Source organism: Streptomyces sp. NPDC096132, from assembly GCF_044763345.1.
GTDB lineage: Bacteria > Actinomycetota > Actinomycetes > Streptomycetales > Streptomycetaceae > Streptomyces.
Genome location: NZ_JBIWGA010000002.1, coordinates 260,506 through 278,186 on the forward strand (window position 1 = coordinate 260,506; position 17,681 = coordinate 278,186).

16 protein-coding genes are annotated in these 17,681 nt (G+C 72.5%); 7 read left to right on the forward strand and 9 right to left on the reverse strand.

Annotation, left to right across the window (positions count from 1 at the left end):
• The first annotated feature begins 360 nt into the window (after window positions 1-360).
• The 3 genes from ACIRF9_RS05575 to ACIRF9_RS05585 all read left to right on the forward strand — a co-directional run bounded on the left by ACIRF9_RS05575 (window position 361) and on the right by ACIRF9_RS05585 (window position 3,486).
• A complete protein-coding gene (locus ACIRF9_RS05575) occupies window positions 361-882 on the forward strand; it encodes a hypothetical protein (RefSeq protein WP_403816782.1) in 522 nt (173 codons plus the stop codon).
• On the forward strand, window positions 879-1,319 hold the full coding sequence (locus tag ACIRF9_RS05580; RefSeq protein WP_403816784.1) for a hypothetical protein: 441 nt from the start codon (window positions 879-881) through the stop codon (window positions 1,317-1,319). The genes ACIRF9_RS05575 and ACIRF9_RS05580 overlap by 4 nt, the downstream gene beginning before the upstream one ends.
• A gap of 268 nt (window positions 1,320-1,587) precedes the next feature.
• Window positions 1,588-3,486: an ABC transporter ATP-binding protein gene (locus ACIRF9_RS05585; protein WP_403817931.1), complete on the forward strand. Its 1,899-nt coding sequence runs from the start codon at window positions 1,588-1,590 to the stop codon at window positions 3,484-3,486.
• Window positions 3,487-3,490: 4 nt separating this feature from the next.
• Here ACIRF9_RS05585 and ACIRF9_RS05590 read toward each other — a convergent pair whose 3' ends face one another.
• On the reverse strand, window positions 3,491-3,667 hold the full coding sequence (locus ACIRF9_RS05590; RefSeq protein ID WP_099054132.1) for a hypothetical protein: 177 nt from the start codon (window positions 3,665-3,667) through the stop codon (window positions 3,491-3,493).
• Window positions 3,668-3,851: 184 nt separating this feature from the next.
• Window positions 3,852-5,231 (reverse strand): amidohydrolase, encoded by a 1,380-nt coding sequence (locus ACIRF9_RS05595; protein ID WP_403816787.1) that lies wholly within the window; start codon window positions 5,229-5,231, stop codon window positions 3,852-3,854.
• A gap of 124 nt (window positions 5,232-5,355) precedes the next feature.
• On the opposite strand from ACIRF9_RS05595, the gene ACIRF9_RS05600 reads away from it, so the two are divergent.
• Window positions 5,356-6,300, forward strand: a complete 945-nt coding sequence (locus tag ACIRF9_RS05600; protein WP_403816790.1) for an endonuclease/exonuclease/phosphatase family protein — start codon at window positions 5,356-5,358, stop codon at window positions 6,298-6,300.
• Window positions 6,301-6,317: 17 nt separating this feature from the next.
• Here the strand turns inward: ACIRF9_RS05600 and ACIRF9_RS05605 are convergent, their stop codons facing one another.
• The 3 genes from ACIRF9_RS05605 to ACIRF9_RS05615 all read right to left on the reverse strand — a co-directional run bounded on the left by ACIRF9_RS05605 (window position 6,318) and on the right by ACIRF9_RS05615 (window position 10,277).
• Complete coding sequence (locus tag ACIRF9_RS05605; RefSeq protein ID WP_403816793.1) at window positions 6,318-8,192, reverse strand: FUSC family protein; 1,875 nt, start codon at window positions 8,190-8,192, stop codon at window positions 6,318-6,320.
• 511 nt (window positions 8,193-8,703) lie between these two features.
• Window positions 8,704-9,435, reverse strand: coding sequence for a hypothetical protein (locus tag ACIRF9_RS05610; RefSeq protein WP_403816796.1), 732 nt, complete (start codon window positions 9,433-9,435; stop codon window positions 8,704-8,706).
• A gap of 41 nt (window positions 9,436-9,476) precedes the next feature.
• Complete coding sequence (locus ACIRF9_RS05615; RefSeq protein WP_403816799.1) at window positions 9,477-10,277, reverse strand: nucleotidyltransferase domain-containing protein; 801 nt, start codon at window positions 10,275-10,277, stop codon at window positions 9,477-9,479.
• Between the two features lie 170 nt (window positions 10,278-10,447).
• Here ACIRF9_RS05615 and ACIRF9_RS05620 point away from each other — a divergent pair, with 170 nt between their 5' ends.
• The gene (locus ACIRF9_RS05620) at window positions 10,448-10,882 is read left to right on the forward strand and encodes a hypothetical protein (RefSeq protein WP_403816803.1); all 435 of its coding nucleotides are present in this window, start codon (window positions 10,448-10,450) and stop codon (window positions 10,880-10,882) included.
• A gap of 8 nt (window positions 10,883-10,890) precedes the next feature.
• On the opposite strand, the gene ACIRF9_RS05625 is transcribed toward ACIRF9_RS05620, so the two are convergent.
• Entirely contained in the window at window positions 10,891-11,604 is a 714-nt protein-coding gene (locus tag ACIRF9_RS05625; protein WP_403817934.1) for an aspartate/glutamate racemase family protein, read from the reverse strand.
• Window positions 11,605-11,618: 14 nt separating this feature from the next.
• Window positions 11,619-13,100, reverse strand: a complete 1,482-nt coding sequence (locus tag ACIRF9_RS05630; RefSeq protein ID WP_403816805.1) for an NCS1 family nucleobase:cation symporter-1 — start codon at window positions 13,098-13,100, stop codon at window positions 11,619-11,621.
• 185 nt (window positions 13,101-13,285) lie between these two features.
• Here ACIRF9_RS05630 and ACIRF9_RS05635 point away from each other — a divergent pair, with 185 nt between their 5' ends.
• Together ACIRF9_RS05635 and ACIRF9_RS05640 are read left to right on the forward strand one after the other, a co-directional pair.
• A complete protein-coding gene (locus ACIRF9_RS05635) occupies window positions 13,286-13,984 on the forward strand; it encodes a GntR family transcriptional regulator (RefSeq protein ID WP_403816807.1) in 699 nt (232 codons plus the stop codon).
• A 40-nt stretch (window positions 13,985-14,024) separates the two neighbouring features.
• Entirely contained in the window at window positions 14,025-15,509 is a 1,485-nt protein-coding gene (locus ACIRF9_RS05640) for a LamG domain-containing protein (RefSeq protein WP_403816809.1), read from the forward strand.
• 75 nt (window positions 15,510-15,584) lie between these two features.
• Here the strand turns inward: ACIRF9_RS05640 and pip are convergent, their stop codons facing one another.
• Complete coding sequence (gene pip, locus ACIRF9_RS05645) at window positions 15,585-16,550, reverse strand: prolyl aminopeptidase (protein WP_403816811.1); 966 nt, start codon at window positions 16,548-16,550, stop codon at window positions 15,585-15,587.
• 298 nt (window positions 16,551-16,848) lie between these two features.
• Window positions 16,849-17,646 carry a uracil-DNA glycosylase gene (locus ACIRF9_RS05650; RefSeq protein WP_403817936.1) on the reverse strand — a complete coding sequence of 266 codons (798 nt, stop codon included), beginning with the start codon at window positions 17,644-17,646 and terminating at the stop codon, window positions 16,849-16,851.
• Window positions 17,647-17,681 lie beyond the last annotated feature (35 nt).

The following is a 17,681-nucleotide window of genomic DNA, read 5'->3' on the forward strand; positions in this document are numbered from 1 at the left end:
CGCGCAACCTACGCGACACATCCCGCACCCGAGGCGCAGCCCCGCACGACCCACGCCACACGCCCCGCACCGGAGGCACAGCCCCGCGCAACCCACGCGCCGCACCCCGCACCCGAGGCGCAGCCCCGCACGACCCACGCCACACGCCCCGCACCGGAGGCACAGCCCCGCGCAACCCACGCTCCGCACCCCGCACCCGAGGCGCAGCCCCGCACGACCCACGCCACACGCCCCGCACCTGAGGCACAGCCCCGCGCTGCCCGGCCGACACACCCCGCACCTCCCGGCGCCCCGGAAGCCGAGGCCCGTGCGCCCCGGCCGCCCCGTCCCGCGCCGGAGCCCGGCAGCCGGACCCCGAGCGTGGCCCCCCAGCGGCACTCCGGCCCGGAACACCACGGCCCGCTCCCCCACAGCACGCACCACCGCGACACGGATCCCGGCCCCCTGGACGTCGTCGGCACGGACCGTCACGGCGTGGACCACCGCACGGCTTCTCTCGCCCCGGACCACCGCGCCTTCAACCCCTTCGGTCCGGACCGGCGCAGCCAGGACCAGCACGTGCCCGATCTCTGCGTCCTGGACCACCACGGACCGAGCCACCACGCCCTGGACCACACCCCCTACGGGCACACCTCGCTCGGCCACACCTCGCTCGGCCACCCCCAGCTGAACCACCGCGCAGCGGATCATCGCGCCCTCGACCACCACGGCGCGGACCAGCTCGGTGCGGAGCACCGCACCCCGGCCCACCAGGTCCCGGGCCAGTCCGCCGCCACCGTCGGCGAGCCCCCCGTGCCGCGCCCGTTCCCCGGCCTCGGGGCCGGGCAGGGCGGCGCTGGGCTCCCTCCGCTCGAGAGAAGCCGAGAGCGAGGGAGGGCATGAGCGGCGCGCCCGGCCGGAGGCCGGTGCGCTCCCTCGACACCCTCGTCCGTCTGCGGCGCGACCTGGGCACGGCCCCGGAGCCCCCGCGCCGCCTCGCCGTGCCGGACGGCATGACCGCCCCGCTGGGCTGCGACGCCGTGGCCGTCCCCGTCGGCATCGGCCCGCTGCTCATGCCCCGGCTGCCCCGGATGGGCTGTGTCTACGCCGACGAGGGCCACTGGTGGTGGCTCGTCCCGTCCGACTCCGACTACGCCCTGGAATGGCCCGCCCCGGCGCGCTACACACCGGGTGCGATCGTCCCGGACTCCGTGCCCGTCCCCGATCTCATCCACCGGCCGGACGGCACGCTTCCGTACACCCCGCCGATCCCCCTCTACCTGGCCCTGTGCCGGCTCACCGGCACGACGCCCACCTGGTCGCGACCGATCAGCGCATAGCCCCGGGCCCCACGGAGACCGACGCCCCCGGCAGCACCGACCGCCACCCTCGGCCGAACCCCTTCCCCTCCCCCGGCGTACGCCCGCGCGCATCCCTCTTCCGCGTCCCGCGCCCTGTCCTCACCCACCGCCTCCCGCAATAGTGGCCGTTCGTCCACGATCCCGGGAGGCGGAAAAGGTGGGGAAGGCGCACAAACCGAAGGGTCCCGACGAACGCGACGTGTCCGAGTCGGAGCGGCTGCTCTTCGGTGGCCCCCTCCGCTACGACATGGGCTGGAACCAGCACCGGGACGCCTTCCTGGAGCTGAGCTTCCGCGCGATGGTGACCCGGCTGCCCTCCCTGCTGACCGTGAGCCTGCGGCTGGCCCGGCAGGCCGATCCACGCGCGGCCCGGATCGTGCTGACCGCGGAGATCGGCCGCGGCGCGGCCCAGGCGGTGAGTCTGCTCGCGGTGAACTCGGTGCTGGGCCGGCTGATCGCCGGCGGCCCGATCGAGGACCGGCTGCGCGGTGCCCTCCCCGCCCTGGTCGTCATGGCCGCCGTACTCCTCGTCGCGGCACTGCTGCGGGCCGCGTCGACGTACGCCACCGGGCGTCTGGAGCCCAAGGTGGAGCGGGTGGCGACCGAGCTGTACCTGGAGCGGGCGGCGGCGGTGGAGCTGGCCGCGATCGAGGACCACGCCTTCCACAAACTGCTGGACACCGCGCAGTACGGCGCCGCGTCCGCCCGCCGGATGATCATGTACGGCACGCGCGTGGTGAACGCGATGATCTCGCTGGCGGCGGCCGCGGGCGTGCTGACGGTGCTGCACCCGCTGCTGCTGCCGCTCCTGGTCACGATGACCCTGCCCAGCGCCTGGAGCGCCCTGACGAACGCCCGGCGCCGCTACGAGTCGTTCCACACCTGGGTGCAGCACGCGCGCGCGGGGCATCTCATCGCCAGTCTCCTCACCGAACCGGCGGCCGCGCCCGAGATCCGGGTGCACGGGGTCGGGCCGTTCCTGCTGAAGCACTTCCGCGCGATGTCGGAGACCGCGGAGGCGGAACAGGCCAGGCTGGCCCGGCTCGCCGCCCGCACCGGCCTGATCGCGGCCACCTGGACGGGACTGGCGACGGTGGCCACGTACGCCACGCTCGGCGGGCTGCTGCTCAGCGGGACGATGGCGCTGGCGGTCGCGGGCACCGCGGTGATCGCGATCCGCAGCGGCTCGGCGAGCCTGAACACCCTCGTCCTGGAGGTCAACCAGCTCCACGAGGAGGCCCTGTTCGTGGGCGATCTGCAGCGCCTGTACGTCGAGGCGGCCGAACGGGCGATCCCGGTGGGCGGCGCGGCCCTGCCGGACGACCCGCGGGAGGTCCGCTTCGAGAACGTCACGTTCGGCTACCCGGGCGAGTCGACGCGGCCCGCCCTGGACGACGTCTCGCTGTCCCTCCCCCTCGGCCGGATCGTCGCGCTGGTCGGTGAGAACGGCTCCGGCAAGACGACCCTGGTGAAGCTGCTGGCCGGGCTGTACCGGCCGGACCGGGGGCGGATCCTGTGGGACGACGTGGACGCGGCGGACGCGGACCGGCACGAGCTGGCCGAGCGCATCGCGATGGTGGCGCAGGACTTCAAGCGCTGGCCGTTCACGGCACGGGTGAACGTGGCCGTGGGCCGTTCGTCGACGCCGCTGACGGAGGAACGGCTGGCCGGCTCGATCGCCGAGGCGGGCGCCGAGGAGGTGGTCGCGGACCTGCCGCGCGGTCTGGACACCCTGCTGGCACGGCACTTCAGCGGCGGGCACGAGCTGTCCGGCGGCCAGTGGCAGCGCCTCGGCATCGCGCGGGCCGCGTACCGGCGCGGCCGGATCCTGATCGTGGACGAGCCGACGGCGGCTCTGGACGCGCGGGCCGAGCTGGAGGTGTTCGAGAAGATCCGCGCGCTGGCGGGCAGCGGCCAGACCGTCGTCCTGATCACCCACCGGCTGGCGTCGGTGCGGCACGCGGACCTGGTGCACGTGCTGGACCAGGGCCGGCTGGTGGAGTCCGGGGCGCCGGAGGAGCTGCTGTCCCGCGGGGGTGTCTACGCGGAGCTGTACGCGCTGCAGGCGGAGCAGTTCACGGCTCCGGTGCCGGCGCAGGGCCCGAAGCCGGTCCCGGATAAGGTGCCCACGTCGAAGGTCGGCTGAGGGCTCAGTCGGCCGCGTCGCCGCCCCGCACGATCACCAGGAACGTGTCGGTCGCGAGGTCCATGACGACCTCGGCGGCCAGCCCCTCCATGCGCCGCGCGTGCGCGAACTCCTCCGCGGGCCACGATCCGCGCGGCCCACCTGCGGGAAAGCGCTCGAGCACGGTACGCCCGTTCACCATCTCGCACCTCCAGACAGCGTTGTGCTTGTAGGAGTTAACGCCTTCGGGAGGCCGAAAGCCTCGCCCAGTTGCGCTACTGAGACGTAGCTGACACGGGTTCGGTGCGGACCGTGAGGATCCGGTCACTTTCCGGACATCGCACGCACCGCGCGTGTCAGAGGTCGTACTCGTCGTGACAGTGGACTCATGTGTCGTACCGCTGAATGCGTCTGCCGTGGCTGCGGTCGAGGAGGGCGGGCAGCCGTCGGCCCAGCTCCCGTACCACCTCCGGTACGTCGATGGTCAGCAGCTCGCGGTCGCGCATCAGGATCCGTCCGTCGACGATCGTGGTGCGTACGTCGGCGGCGCGGGCGCTGTGCACCAGGGTCGCGGCGAGGTCGTGGACGGGCTGGGTGTGCGGGCCGGTGAGGTCGACGAGGACGAGATCGGCGCGTCGGCCGGGGGCGATGCTCCCCACGCGGTCCTCCAGTGAGACCGCTCGTGCGCTCTGGAGCGTGGCGTGGTGGAGGGCCTGACGGGAGGTCAGCCAGCGGGGGTCGCCGGTGGTCGACTTCTGGAGGAGCGAGGTGAGGGCCATGGACTCCCACACGTCGAGGGAGTTGTTGGAGGCGGCGCCGTCGGTGGCGAGTCCGACGGGGACGCCGATCTCGCGCAGGGCGCGGACGGGGGTGGTGGTGGGCCAGGCGAACCTGAGATAGCCGCGGGGCGCGCTCGCCACGGCCGTACGGCCCCGCGCGCGGGCGAGGACCGGCAGGTCGCGCTCCAGGATGCCGGTGCCGTGGGCGATGAGGACGTCGGTGTCGAGGATGCCGGTGCGTTCCAGGACCTCGATGGGGGTGACGCCGTGCCGGGCGAGGCTGGTGTCGGCCTGGTCGCGGTTCTCGGAGGCGTGCAGATGGACGGGGAGGCGGTGTTCGAGGGCGAGGGCGGCGGTGGCGGCGAGGTCGTCGTCGGTCACGGTGTAGGGGGCGTGCGGGGCGAGGGCGGTGGTGATGCGGCCGTCGGCGCCGCCCCGGTGCCGTAGCGCGAACTCCAGGGAGTCCTCCCGCCCCTGGGGCCCCTGGGAGGAGAAGTACACCTGTCCGAGGTGGGCGCGGATCCCGCACTCGGCGACCACGGCGGCGACGGCGTCCATCGCGAAGTAGTGGTCGGCGAAGCAGGTGACACCGCCGCGGATCATCTCCGCGCAGGCGAGCCGCGCGCCCAGTTCGACGTCCGTCGCGGTGAGGTTGGACTCGACGGGCCAGACGACGTCGTTGAACCACTCCTCGGTGGGCAGGTCCTCGGCGAGGCCGCGCAGGGCGACCATCGGGGCGTGCGTATGGCAGTTGACGAGCCCCGGCATCGCGACCTGCCCGCGTGCGTCGAGACGCTCGGCGGCGGGGAGGTCCTCGGCCTCGGCGGCGTCGGCGACCCGGTCGACGATTCCGTCCCGGACGACGATCGCGGCGTCCTCCCGGAAGCCGACGCGTTCCTCCTCGTCGTGCGTGAGGACGGTGCAGCCGGTGATGACGAGATCGGCGGCGCGGGCGGGCTCCGGGGCGGGCGTCGGAGAAGGCGTCATTGCGTCAACGTACGACGGTGTCGTGCCGCCGTGTGAGCCCTGGCCCGCTTTGTGTCGCGAAGCTGTCGCCCGGCGTGGCGGGCGGGCACCCTGGCGCCACGACACCTCCTGGAGGGAGCCCGGCATGCTCCTCGGCACCTGGAACCTCGAGAACCTGTACCGGCCCGGAGGACCGTTCGGTCCGAAGGACAAGGCCGCGTACGAGACGAAGCTCGCCGCGCTCGCCGCCGTGGTCACCGCGCTCGATCCGGGTGTGCTCGGGGTGCAGGAGGTCGGGGAGCCCGAGGCGCTGGCGGACCTGCTGGAGACGGTGGGCGGGACCTGGCATGTCGCGCTGTCCGCGCTCCCCGACGGCCGGGGCATCCGGGTCGGTGTGATCAGCCGTACGCCGCTGGAGGTGCTGGCGGACACCCGCGCGTTCGCGCCGAAGGTGCGGCCGGTGCAGTCGGACGACTCGGGCGCGACCGTGGACGGGGCGGGCCGGGGGTTCCTCGCGGTGGAGACGGTGACGGAGGCCGGGCCGCTGCGGGTGGCGGTGGCGCATCTGAAGTCGAAGCTGCTGTCGTATCCGGGGGATCGTTTCTTCCCGCGTGACGAGGGCGAACGGGCCCGCTACGGCGCCTACGCGCTCTACCGGCGGGCCGCCGAGGCGACGGCGCTGCGGGCGCTCGCCGACGACCTGCTGGCCGGCGACGGCCGGGCACATGACGTGACGGTGCTGGGCGACCTGAACGACGAGGTGCAGGCGGCGACCACGCAGATCCTGCTGGGCCCGCCCGGCTCGGAGATCGGCACGCGGGGTTTCGAGACACCCGACAACGGCGACGCCGCCCGCCTCTGGGACGTGGCCCCGCTGATCCCCGCCGACCGGCGGTACTCGCGGATCAACTCCGGGCGCCGCGAGCTGATCGACCACATCCTGACGAGCCACCGCCTGGTCCACCGGGTGACGGAGGCGGGGACGGGGACCGAGGGGGAGCTGCGGCTGCCGTCGGTGGGAGCGGATCCGGCGACGCGCCGGAACGAACCGGGCTCGGACCACGCACCGGTGTGGGTGCGGATCGGCTGAGCCGAAGGACGGGACGGTCAGACCGCGAGCGGCAGCGTCGGCACCGGAGTCGTCAGGCCCAGTCGGTCTCTCCGTACGGCGAGTTCACCGAGGAGTTCGGCCAGCTGAGCCCGATGCCCGGGGCTGAGCCGACCGCTGTCGTCGAGGTGGACCGCGCACGCGGTGGTCGTGTCGACGAGCCGTTCGAGGACGGCGGCGACCTCGTCCGTGCCCTCGGTGTGCCGGGCGAGGGCGGGCAGTTCGTGGGCGGCGAGGGCGATGGCCGTACGGGCCTCGGCGAGGGTGCGGTAGGCCTCGCGGCGCAGGGTCCAGCGGGCGGCGCGGTCGTCGGAGCCGTCGAGGACGTGGGTGAGGTAGGCGTGCGCGGCGCCACCGGCCGCGGCGAGCCGGGCGCGCACCTGGCCGCCGCGCTCCCCCGGCATCGGCAGATGCCCGACGATCAGCACGATCGCGCAGGCCAGCAGGGTTTCCGCGATCCGGCTGACGGAGGCCTGGGGCTCGCCGCCGACCATCACGAGGGACAGCACGAGGACGGTGACGACGGCGGTCTGCGCGGCGAAGTGCCGGGTGGAGACGGGGACGAGCGCCCCGCAGACGGCGACCAGCGCGATGAGCCCCTCCGGGCGGGGCAGCACGGCGGCGAACCCGGCGAACAGGAGCGCCCCGAGCACGGTCCCGGCGGCCCGGCACAGCACCCGGGACACCAGGGGCCCGAGGTCGGGCTTGACCAGGAAGACGGCGGTGGCGGGCAGCCAGTACCAGTGGGTGTGCTGTCCGTACCAGTGGGAGTGGTGCAGGGCCTGGGCGATGCCGGCGCTGGCCCCGAAGCAGAGGGCGACCCGCAGCCCGTACTCGCGCCCTCCGGCCCCGAACGCGGTCCGCAGCAGGTCGCGTGCGCCGCGCCGACGGGTGTGCAGATCGCCTCCGCCGCCCTGGTCGAAGGCCTCGGCGGCGTGCAGCAGCGCGTCGTCGAGGGCGCGCAGCGCGGGCGCGGACCGGGTGGGCGCGGGCAGCGGCCCGGTGGGGGTGTTCTCCCGTACGGCGGCGGCGAGTCGCCGGGGGCCTTCGGCGGCCCGTGCGGAGACGGGTTCCCCGGCCCAGGCGAGGGCGGTCGCGGCCTCGGCGAGGGGCAGGGCGGCGGCGTACTGGGCGTGCAGCCGCCGTTCGGCGGAGGAGCTGGCGTAGCGGCGCAGGCGGGGGCCGGTGAGGGCGTCCTGGGCGTGGTCGAGTGCGGCGGTGAGGGCGGCGCGGCGGGCGGTGGCGTGCTCGGTGCCGGTGGCGTCGAGGAGGCCTGCGACGGCGTCGTACACGCCGGCGACCGCGTCGCGCTCGCCGTCGAAGCGGAAGTCGCCGGTCATGGCGCCGGGTGTGGGCAGTGCGAGCCGCAGCGCGAGGAGCCATCCGGCGCCCGCGACGAAGGCGAGGGCCCGCGTCCATCCGGCCTCCGGCACGGGCATCCCCGCGCCGATGGCCGCGGCGACCAGCAGGTGCGTCCCGGCCCCGGAGGCGACGGGCCCGATGGCGCTGATCCCGCCGGCGAGCAGGCCCAGCCCGGTGAGTACGGCCGTCAGCGCGACGGCGCCCACGTGGTCCCCGACGTACGTCCCGACGAGCATCCCGCCCGCTCCCGCGAGCGCGGGCCCGCCGAGCCGCTTGACGGCGGCCCGCCTGCTGCCGGGCCGGTCGTTGATCCCGGCGAGCATCGCGGCGATGGCGGCGACGACCCCGAGGGAGACCCGCCCGGCGAGCACCGCCACCAGCAACAGCGGCCCGGCGGCCAGCGCACCGCGCGTGACGGCACTCCAGGGGACGGGCCCGCGCTGGGCACGCAGGGCATGGGCGAGCCAGGGCGGAAGAACTGTGCGAACGGCAACGGCGGAACGCGGGGACACGGGGCTCCTGTCGTGTTCGAGGGCGGTGGGCCTTCGGGCGACGGTGGCCGGGGCGGTCAGTGGTGAGCTGTGGTGTCCACGGTACGGGGCGGTCCTGGAGGGAGTGGGACGGTTGCGTTTCGGCGAGGTGACGGCTGGGCCGGATCCCGCTTTCTTTATGAACGCAACGCCGGAACGGGAGCGGGGCCGGAGGCGTAGCCTGCCCCCGGCCCCTGTCGATGCCGCCCAAGTGGCACGCCGGCACGCTTGAGGACCCAGGTCAGTCGTGATGTCGTCGCGTCCTGCCTTTGGACCACCGTGCATCGAGCTGCACGGGCCGGACTTGAACCGGCATTTCGACGTCCGGGGGCCTGGGCCCGGTCGATCCGGCGATCGGCGGCGAATGCTGAGTCTGGAGCAAGAGTCTGAGATTCAACGATCACCGATTATTGGCGATCATCACGACAAGCTTCAGCTTCAGCTTGCGCTCCTCGCGCACCCCGGCCGCAGTGGGCCGGGGGGTCTGAAATGGTTACTCGAAGAGGTAACCGAATACCGCGTCACCGACCCGCTGGTCGACGACCTCGACGCCATTCGCCTCTTCCCGCGCGAATTTCACGGCCTGCTGCAGCTTCTCCACGCGGGCGAGGAGTTCGTTGACCCGGCGGGCCGGAAGGGCTCCGGAGAACTTCACGGTCGTCCAGTAACCGACCGGCACGTCCTCGTAGTACACCTCGACCTGCGCCGGGTGCTTGTCGGTCGCCTCCGCCTTCACATGGTTGCGGGGCACCTTCTTGGTGCGCAGGGTCCGCACCGGCTCGGTCTTCCACGCGTCGGCGGACGGGTCCTGCACCCAGGCCTCGGAGGCGTCGAGCACGGGCAGCTTCCGTACGAAGGTGTTGAGGTCGACGAGCTGCTTCTCGAGGAAGAGCAGGTAGGACACGGGCACGTCGGCCACGAGGACCCGCCCGTCCACCTTCACGTCCGCCCGCGCGGTGCAGTTGGCCCAGTCCTTCGTGGCGGTCACGTCGAACAGGCGCGTCAGCGTGGCCGCGGTCTCCCGCAGCACGTCCTCGGCCTGAACCTGCACGCGCGTCGACTCGGGCGGCAGCTGCTCGCCCTCCTCGTCCTTGGGCTGGTAGGTCCGCGAGATTCCGGCCAGCAGCGCGGGCTTCTGCAGCCCGTGGTGGGCCGCGGTCAGGTCCTGGTGCGCCTTGGACTTGATGCCCTTCTCGACTGCGATGATCTGATTGAGTTTCGCCACGAGATGGACCGTAGCAACGGCAACTCACCCTTTTCCAACGATTATTCGAGCGCCTGATTCACGGAGGCTTCCCGCACGCTTTCCTCGAAGAGAACCTCGGCCTGTTCGAGTGCGGTCACGACCTCACCGGATTCGGCGTTCCCGAGAAGGGAGACGAGTTCGTCGACACTTCGCAGTCCCGCCCTTTCCAGCAGCCGTTTCTCGTTCGTCACCCACTCTCCGCGTGCCGCCAGCACCGCGTGCCCCGTCTGGGCCGCCGCCACGGCGAGCGCCCCCGCGGCCTCGGTACGCCGTCCGGCCGCCGCGTGGGCGGCCCTGGCGTAGGCGAGGGTGGCGCGGGCGGTTCCGTACCAGCGTGCGGGGGCGGTACGGCGGAGCTCTCCGGGGTATGCGGCGGGCTGCCGCAGCTCACCGCGCAGCACCCGGTCCACGGCCAGCTCGGCGACGACGAGGTAGCTCGGGATCCCCGCGAGATGGAACATCAGCGGCTCCACCCGGAACCGCCCTTCCTCCGCCTCCGCCCACTCGTGCTCGACGACGTCGAGGTCCCGGTAGTGCACGTCGACCCGCCGCCCGTCGATCGTGAGCCAGGCGCCCCCGTTGAAGACCCCGCCGCCCCACCCGCCGAGCTCCGACACCTCGCCCTCCCAGCCGACGGCGCGCAGGTCGTCGGGGTCGAAGGAACCCCGGTAGTAGACGGCCAGGTCCCAGTCGCTGTCGGGCCGGTGCGTGCCCTCGGCCCGCGAACCGCCGAGCGCCACGGCCCGGACTCCGGGGAGGGCGGCGAGGCGGTCGGCGGTGGCGTCGAGGAACTCGCTGTCGCTGCGGACGGGCACGGGCATCGGCTCGGTTCTCCCGGCGGTCGAGGCGACGGTGGCGGGAGGCAAGGGTGGCCGGGCACTGCGTCCGCTGTCGACCGGTTATCGGGGGAGGACGGTCGGGCCGGGGCCGTTGTCAGTGGCGCGCGTTATCAATGAAGTCGTCACTCGACGTGACGACGGGGGAGGTCGTGATGACGACGCATGGACGGGATCGACGGGACCAGGCGGGCGGGAGCGAGAGGGCGGAAGGGGGCGGGACGGTGGAACGGGGCGAGACGGTGGAAGGGGGCGCCGCCCGTGCCCGTACGCATCTCTCGGGGGCCGGGTTGCGTGCGCGGGGATGGACGGCCGCGATGGTGCGACGGCTGCTCGGCGAGCCCGATCTGCTGCGCCCCAACCCCTACGTCCGGGCCGCCCCGCAGATCCGCCTCTACCGCGTCGAGCGGGTCGAGGCCGCCGAGCGCGGCGCCGAGTTCCGGGCCGTCTCGGCCGCTCTCGGGCGCCGTTCCACCGCGGCGCGGAGGGCCGTACGGCGCCGGCGGCGGAAGCTGCTGGCCCGGATCGCGGCGCGGTCTCTCCTGAGTGGAGACCCCGGGCACGGGGCGGCGGAGGAGCCGGACACATGAGGCCGGCCTCAGCTCGCGCCCCACACCCTCCGCTTGGGCACCGGCTTGGCGAAGCTGCCCGCCCTGCTCGTCCTCAGTCCCAGCCCCACCAGTGCCTCCGCGAGTTTCACCGCCGCTGCCACTCCGTCGACGACCGGAAGGCCCAGCTTGTCGCCCATGACGCGCTGCAGGCCCGTCATACCGGCGCAGCCCAGGACGAGGACCTCGGCTCCGGCGTCCCGGGCCCGTTCGGCGGCGGCGAGGAAGGCCTTCTGCGTGCGGTCGGTGTCGCCGAGGTCCAGGACGCGCAGGCCGGTGCCGACGACGGCGGCGCAGTTGCGGCCCACGCCGGCCAGTTCCAGGCTGTCCTCGATCTGGCCGCAGGACCGCTCGAGGGTGGTGACGACGCCGTAGCGGCGGCCCAGGAGGCAGGCGAGGTGGGCGGCGGCCTCGGTGATGTCGACGACGGGGACGTCCACGAGTTCCCGTACGCCCTCGCGGCCGTGCTCACCGAAACCGGCCATGACGACGGCGTCGTAGGGCGGACCGTCGTAGGTGCGCAGGCGATCGATGACCGCGGCGGCCGAGAGATAGCTGTCGAGCCAGCCCTCCGCGGACTCGGGCCCCCAGGCGGGGGTCAGTCCGGTCACGGTGGTGCCCGGGCCTGCCGCGGCCCGGGCACCTCGCACGATCTCCTCGGTCATCTCCTGCGTGGTGTTGCAGTTGGTGACGACGATCCGCACGTTCCGCACGCTGGTCAGACCTCCACGGGCTTCTCGGGAGCTGCGGCCTCGGCTCCGGCCGCCCGCTCGCCACGGCAGAGCAGGACGTACAGGCCGGCCGAGAGGGCCGTACCGATGAACCACGAGTACGGGGCGACGTCGCTGAAGGTCTTCACCAGCGCGAGCACGGCCGCGACCGCGGCGGAGGGGAGGAACGCCCACAGGGCCTTCGGGTTGACGCCCTTGCGGTAGTAGTAGCGGGAGCCGGGGGTGGCGTCGAACAGTTCGTTCACATCGACGCGGCCGCGCTTGATCAGGTAGTAGTCGACCATGATCACGCCGAACAGCGGGCCGAGGAAGGCGCCGAGGCCGCCGAGGAAGTAGTTGACGACGGTGGGGTTGGAGAAGAGGTTCCAGGGGGTGACGACCAGGGCGGCGACGGTGCTGATCATGCCGCCGACCTTGAAGGTGATCTTCTGCGGCCAGACATTGGCGAGGTCGTACGCCGGGGAGACGAAGTTGGCGACGATGTTGACGCCCATGGTGGCGATGGCGAAGGTCAGCGCGGCCAGGACCAGCACCCAGGTGTTGCCGACCTTGGCGACCAGTTCCGCGGGGTCGGTGATGGCCTCGCCGAACACCTCCAGCGAACCGGCCGTGACGATGACGGACACGACCACGAAGGCCGTGGAGTTGATGGGCAGACCCCAGAAGTTGCCGCGGCGGACGGTCCTGTAGTCGGGTGCGAAGCGGGAGAAGTCGCAGAAGTTGAGCATCAGCGTGCCGTAGGTGGCGAGGATCAGTCCGATCGCGCCGAACCACTGCCGCCACTGCTCGCCCACGGAGACCGGGTGCGGGGTGGTGGTGAGGGAGATGGTCCAGTCGGCCTTGGCCAGGACCCAGACCGCGAGCGCGATCATGACCAGCCAGATCGCGGGGCCGCAGAAGTCCTGGAACTTGCGCACCGACTCCATGCCCTGGCTGATGATCAGCGCCTGGACCAGCCACAACGACACGAACGACACCCAGCCGAGCGCGTCCAGGCCCAGGAAGGAGCTGTGCGTCCAGGACTCCAGGCCCGGCCAGGCCGCCAGCAGCATGACGTTGACGGCGACGGAGGCCAGATAGGTCTGGATGCCATACCACATGATGGCGATCACGGCCCGGATGAGGGCGGGGATGTTGGCGCCCCAGACGCCGAAGCTGATGCGGCTGACGACCGGGAAGGGCACGCCGTGGCGCTGGCCGACCCTGCCCATCCAGTTCATGCCGATGTAGATGAGCACGAAGCCGACGAGCAGGGAGGTGAAGACCTGCCACACATTCATGCCGAGGACCAGCAGGCCGGCGGCGAACGTGTAGTTGCCCAGGTTGTGGACGTCGGACATCCACATGGCGAAGAGGTCGAAGACCTTCCAGTTGCGCTTACCGGCGGGGGCGAGGTCTTCGTTGGTGAGCCGGGGGTCGGGGACGAACGCTGGTGCGCCGGTGGCTTCGGCGCTGTCGGCGAGGGACACGGGGCCTCCATGAGCGACGGGGCGGGAAGGGCCGGGGGGTGGCGGAGGGCGGTTTTCCGAGTCGTTTGGTCAACACCGTTTGGTATACCAAACTGCGGTCATGGTCCTCCCGTCAAGCGTTCCGACCGATGTCCGTCCCGTTACGGCTCCGTAAAAGCACCTCCGGGTCGGCGAAGATGGCACCCATGAGCTCCACGGCGAAGATCGAACCCCTCGGAGCGGTGCGCGAACGCGTCCTGGCCACACTGCGGCAGGACATCATCGCGGGCCGCCTGCGCCCCGGCGACCGGCTCGTCGAGCGTGAACTGGCCGAGCGGTTCGGCGTCTCACGGGTACCGGTCCGCGAGGCGATCCGCTCCCTGGTCTCCGAGGGCTTCGTCCTCTTCGAGTCGGCGCGCCGCACCGTCGTCCGCCGGCTGACTCCCGGTGACGTCAAGGAACTCTTCGAGCTGCGCGAGGCGTTGGAGGTGTACGCGGCGGGACTGGCCGCCTCACGGGCCACCCCGCAGGCGCTCGCGGAGCTGCGCGGGCTGCTCGACCAGACGGCCGCGGCGACCGCCGCCGGGGACGCCGAGACGATCACCGACGTCAACACCCGTTTCCACGACGGCATCCTGGCCATGGCGGGCAACAGCCTGCTGATCTCGGTCATGGAACCCGTCGACGGCCGGCTGCGCTGGCTCACCCGGCAGAACGAGGAGTGGCCCCAGCTCCTCACCGAACACCGCGAGCTGTACGACGCCATCGCCTCCGGCGACCCCGACCGGGCCCGCGCCCACGCACTGCGGCACGTCCAGGCGAACTACCGCTCCACCGTCCGCCATCTCTTCGGAGACACCGCCGAGCCGCGGAACCCCCCAGCATCCGAACAATCGTATGAATAGACTCTCCCGACGCTGTACACAACGGGAGGAGAGAACGAGCATGGTCAGCAGACGCGGGCTGTTGAGCGGAGCCGCACTCGTGGGGGCGAGCGCGATGACCGGGGTGATCGGCGGTGCGGGGAGTGCCGCCGCGGACGCCCCGCTGGACACCCCGTTCACCCCGGTCGCCGTACCACACCTCGTCGAGGCCGAGCGGATGGTCCAGTACCAGCGGATGCTGGCGGCCGGGTATCTGCCCGCCGGACTCGCCGGGCACTGGCCGCTGGACGGCTCGGGCGCCGACCGCTCCGGCCGTGAGCAGCCCCTCACCCTCGGCACCGGCACCTCCTGGAGCGCCCTGCGGGCCGGCGGCGAACTGAGCTTCGGCGGCACCTCGGCCTCGTACGCCGCGACGACCTCCGTACTGGACACCACGGCCCCGTTCACGGTGTCGGCCTGGGTGCGCCTGGCGGACGATCCCGCCAGTCCCGCCGATCTGACGAACATGTACACGGCCGTCAGCCAGGACGGCGGCAACTGCAGCCGCTTCCTCCTCCAGTACGACGACACCCTCGGCACCTGGGCGTTCAAGGTGCGCAGCGAGGACCAGAGCGTCAAGATCTCGGCGGCGGCCACCACCCCCGTCACCGCTCTCGGCGTCTGGACCCATCTGACCGGCGTCTGGGACGGCGCCCGCATCCACCTGTATGTGAACGGTGCGCTGCAGAGCAGCGCCGACGCGGCCCTCTCCTGGGCCGCCACCCAGGGCTTCAACATCGGCCGGGCCCGCTGGGACGGCGCGTACGTGAACCGCTTCAAGGGCGCGATCGACGACGTCCGTGCCTACGGCCGTGCCCTGACCGCCGCCGAGATCGCGCTGATCAGCGGGCAGACCGCCCGGGACAACAACCGCTACCTGGTCGGCTCCGCGTCGACCGTCACCTGGGGCACCCCCGACGACCTCACGAGCTGGATCTCCCACGCGCGCTGCTCGTCGTTCCTCACCTGGGTGCTGAAGCACACCTACGGCTGGGCCACCGACGACTACTTCCGCCAGTACTTCCAGGACCGCATCCCCGAGGCCGCCGACTACCGCAAGGCGTTCACCGACGGCACCGCCGGCCCCCGCTTCCAGCGCGTCCGCAAGGTCGCCGACCTGCGGCCGGGCGACCTGATCGCCGTGGACTACCTGGGCACCGTCGAGGACAACACCGGCCACATCGTCATGGTCCGCGAGGTCAAGGGCGTCTTCAGCGGGAGCGCCGACTTCACCGGGGAGACCCAGTACGCCGTCGAGGTCGTCGACTGCACCTCCGACGCGCACGGCGTGTACGGGAAGCCCAACTACCCCCAGTATCCCGACACCCGCATGGTCAGCGACGTCGAGGGGGCGAACTTCGAGGGCGTCGGCATCGGCCACATGATGTTCTACACCTCCGACGCCACCGGCGAGTTCTCCCGGTACCGGTGGAGCGTCAACTCCGCGAAGACGACGAACACCTGGCCGGTGTCCGACCGGCCGGTCTCGGCGGCCCGCATCGTGTGACGCGCCTGCGGTGACCGGCCCTGTCGCACGGGGCCGGTCCCATGGTGTGACCCGCCCCGTGCGAAGGGGCCGGGGTCAGCGCCGGGCGTACGCGTCGGTGGCCGCCACCAGCGCCTCCGCCACGCCCGGCGCGCTCGCGTTGTGCCCGGCCTGGTCCACGACCACCAACTCACTGCCCGGCCAGGCATGGTGGAGCCGCCAGACGATGCCGAGGAGGTTGCCGAAGTCGAGGCTGCCTTGAACGAGCGTGCCGGGTATGCCCTTGAGGAGACGCGCGTCCCGCAGGACCACGCCCTCCTCCCCCGCCTCGCCCAGGAAGTGCCCGTTGCCCCAGTAGTGCGTGACGGTACGGGCGAACCCCATGCGGAACGCCGGATCCTCGAACCGCTCCACCGACCTCGGCGGCGCCGGGATGATCGCCGTCTCCCAGTCGGTCCACGCCCGCGCCGCCCGCTCCCGCACCTCCGGGTCGGGCGACTCCAGCAGGCGGTTGTACGCGGCAGGGAGATTCCCCTCCCGCGCCGTGGCCTCCGGCAGAGCGGCCAGGAACTGCTCGAAGGCCTCCGGGAAGATCTGCCCGAGCCCCCTGGTCAGCAGCTCCACCTCCGCGTCGGAGCCGGTCGCGACTCCGGTCAGCACCAACTCGCTCACCACACCGGGATGCGTCTGCGCGTACCGCAGCGCCAGCACCGACCCCCACGACACGCCCCACACCAGCCATCGCCCGATCCCCAGCCGCTCACGCAGCAGCTCCAGGTCGGCCAGGAGATGAGCCGTCGTGTTGACGCTCATGTCGGTGTCGTACGCGCTCGCGCTCGGCGTGGAACGCCCGCATCCGCGCTGGTCGAGCAGCACGATCCGATACGCCTCCGGATCGAACAGCCGCCGCGCCCAGGCGCTCGCCCCCGAACCCGGCCCCCCGTGCAGCACCAGCGCGGGCTTGCCCCGCGCATTCCCACAGGTCTCCCAGTAGACGCGGTTGCCGTCCCCGACATCGAGCATGCCGTGGTCGTACGGTTCGATCTCCGGATACGCACTCATCCGGGCACCCTAGGGCCGTGTGCCGACGGCGTCGCGCCAATTAACGCCACCACCGCCGGGGGAAAGGATCTTCATGAGCGGGAGCCTCGAGTTCTGGGTCCGGGCGTCCGACGGCAGCGAGGCCGCGGTCGTGATCGACCCCAGCGGCACCGGAGTCGTGTGCCGGGCCGAAGAACGCGCGCACCTACCGGCGGGCCCTGCGGGAAGACGCCGTGGTGATCGAGCTGACGGGCGAAGCCCTCGAAACCGCGCTCACTGGGCCGCGTCTGCCCTGACCGGCGCCGCTCGAGACCCGCCCTCAGTCCGGCAGCAGTCCCGCGGTCTCCCCCGCCCCCCGCAGCACATGCCTCAGCATCTCGGAGGTGAGCCGACCGGTGAAGGTGTTGCGCTGACTGACATGGAAGCAGCCGAACAGCTCCAGCCCTACCTGCTCTTCCCGCCGGTCCTCCCCGTCCTCTCCGTCTTCCCCTTCCGTCCTTTCCGCCCTTTCCAGCGACACCCGTGTCCCGTGGGCGAAGACCGGCCGCGGCCGGGGTACCGTCCAGCCCGCCTCGGCGAACGCCGGCAGTGCGGCGTGCCAGCCGAAGGCTCCGAGGACGACGACCGTGCGCAGTGTCGGCCGCAGCAACCGCAGCTCCTGGACCAGCCAGGACCGGCAGGTGTCCCGCTCCTCGGGGGTGGGCTTGTTGGCGGGCGGTGCGCAGTGCACCGGCGCGGTCACCCGGACCCCGTACAGCTCCAGTCCGTCGTCGGCGGAAACGGAGGTGGGCTGTGAGGCGAGCCCCACGTCGTACAGCGCCTGGTACAGCACGTCCCCCGAGCGGTCGCCGGTGAACATCCGGCCGGTGCGGTTGCCGCCGTGCGCCGCCGGGGCGAGTCCGACGATCAGCAGCCGGGCGTCCGGCGGGCCGAAGCCGGGGACCGGACGGCCCCAGTACGTCCAGTCGGCGAAAGCCGCCCGCTTGGTACGGGCCACCTCCTCACGCCAGGCCACCAGCCGGGGGCACGCCCGACAGCCGGCGACCCGCCGGTCGAGACCGACGAGACCGACGAGACCCGCGGAGCCCGAAGGCCCGGAGCGGTGTGGGGCGTCCATGCCTCCACCGTACGGCCGGCCGTTCGCCCCGACGA

Coding starts and splice junctions, on each gene's coding strand:
- ACIRF9_RS05580 (WP_403816784.1), top strand. CDS start 879: ATGAGCGGCGCGCCCGGCCGGAGGCCGGTGCGCTCCCTCGACACCCTC.
- ACIRF9_RS05585 (WP_403817931.1), top strand. CDS start 1,588: ATGGGCTGGAACCAGCACCGGGACGCCTTCCTGGAGCTGAGCTTCCGC.
- ACIRF9_RS05590 (WP_099054132.1), bottom strand. CDS start 3,667: ATGGTGAACGGGCGTACCGTGCTCGAGCGCTTTCCCGCAGGTGGGCCG.
- ACIRF9_RS05595 (WP_403816787.1), bottom strand. CDS start 5,231: ATGACGCCTTCTCCGACGCCCGCCCCGGAGCCCGCCCGCGCCGCCGAT.
- ACIRF9_RS05600 (WP_403816790.1), top strand. CDS start 5,356: ATGCTCCTCGGCACCTGGAACCTCGAGAACCTGTACCGGCCCGGAGGA.
- ACIRF9_RS05615 (WP_403816799.1), bottom strand. CDS start 10,277: ATGCCCGTGCCCGTCCGCAGCGACAGCGAGTTCCTCGACGCCACCGCC.
- ACIRF9_RS05620 (WP_403816803.1), top strand. CDS start 10,448: ATGACGACGCATGGACGGGATCGACGGGACCAGGCGGGCGGGAGCGAG.
- ACIRF9_RS05635 (WP_403816807.1), top strand. CDS start 13,286: ATGAGCTCCACGGCGAAGATCGAACCCCTCGGAGCGGTGCGCGAACGC.
- ACIRF9_RS05640 (WP_403816809.1), top strand. CDS start 14,025: ATGGTCAGCAGACGCGGGCTGTTGAGCGGAGCCGCACTCGTGGGGGCG.
- pip (WP_403816811.1), bottom strand. CDS start 16,550: ATGAGTGCGTATCCGGAGATCGAACCGTACGACCACGGCATGCTCGAT.
- ACIRF9_RS05650 (WP_403817936.1), bottom strand. CDS start 17,646: ATGGACGCCCCACACCGCTCCGGGCCTTCGGGCTCCGCGGGTCTCGTC.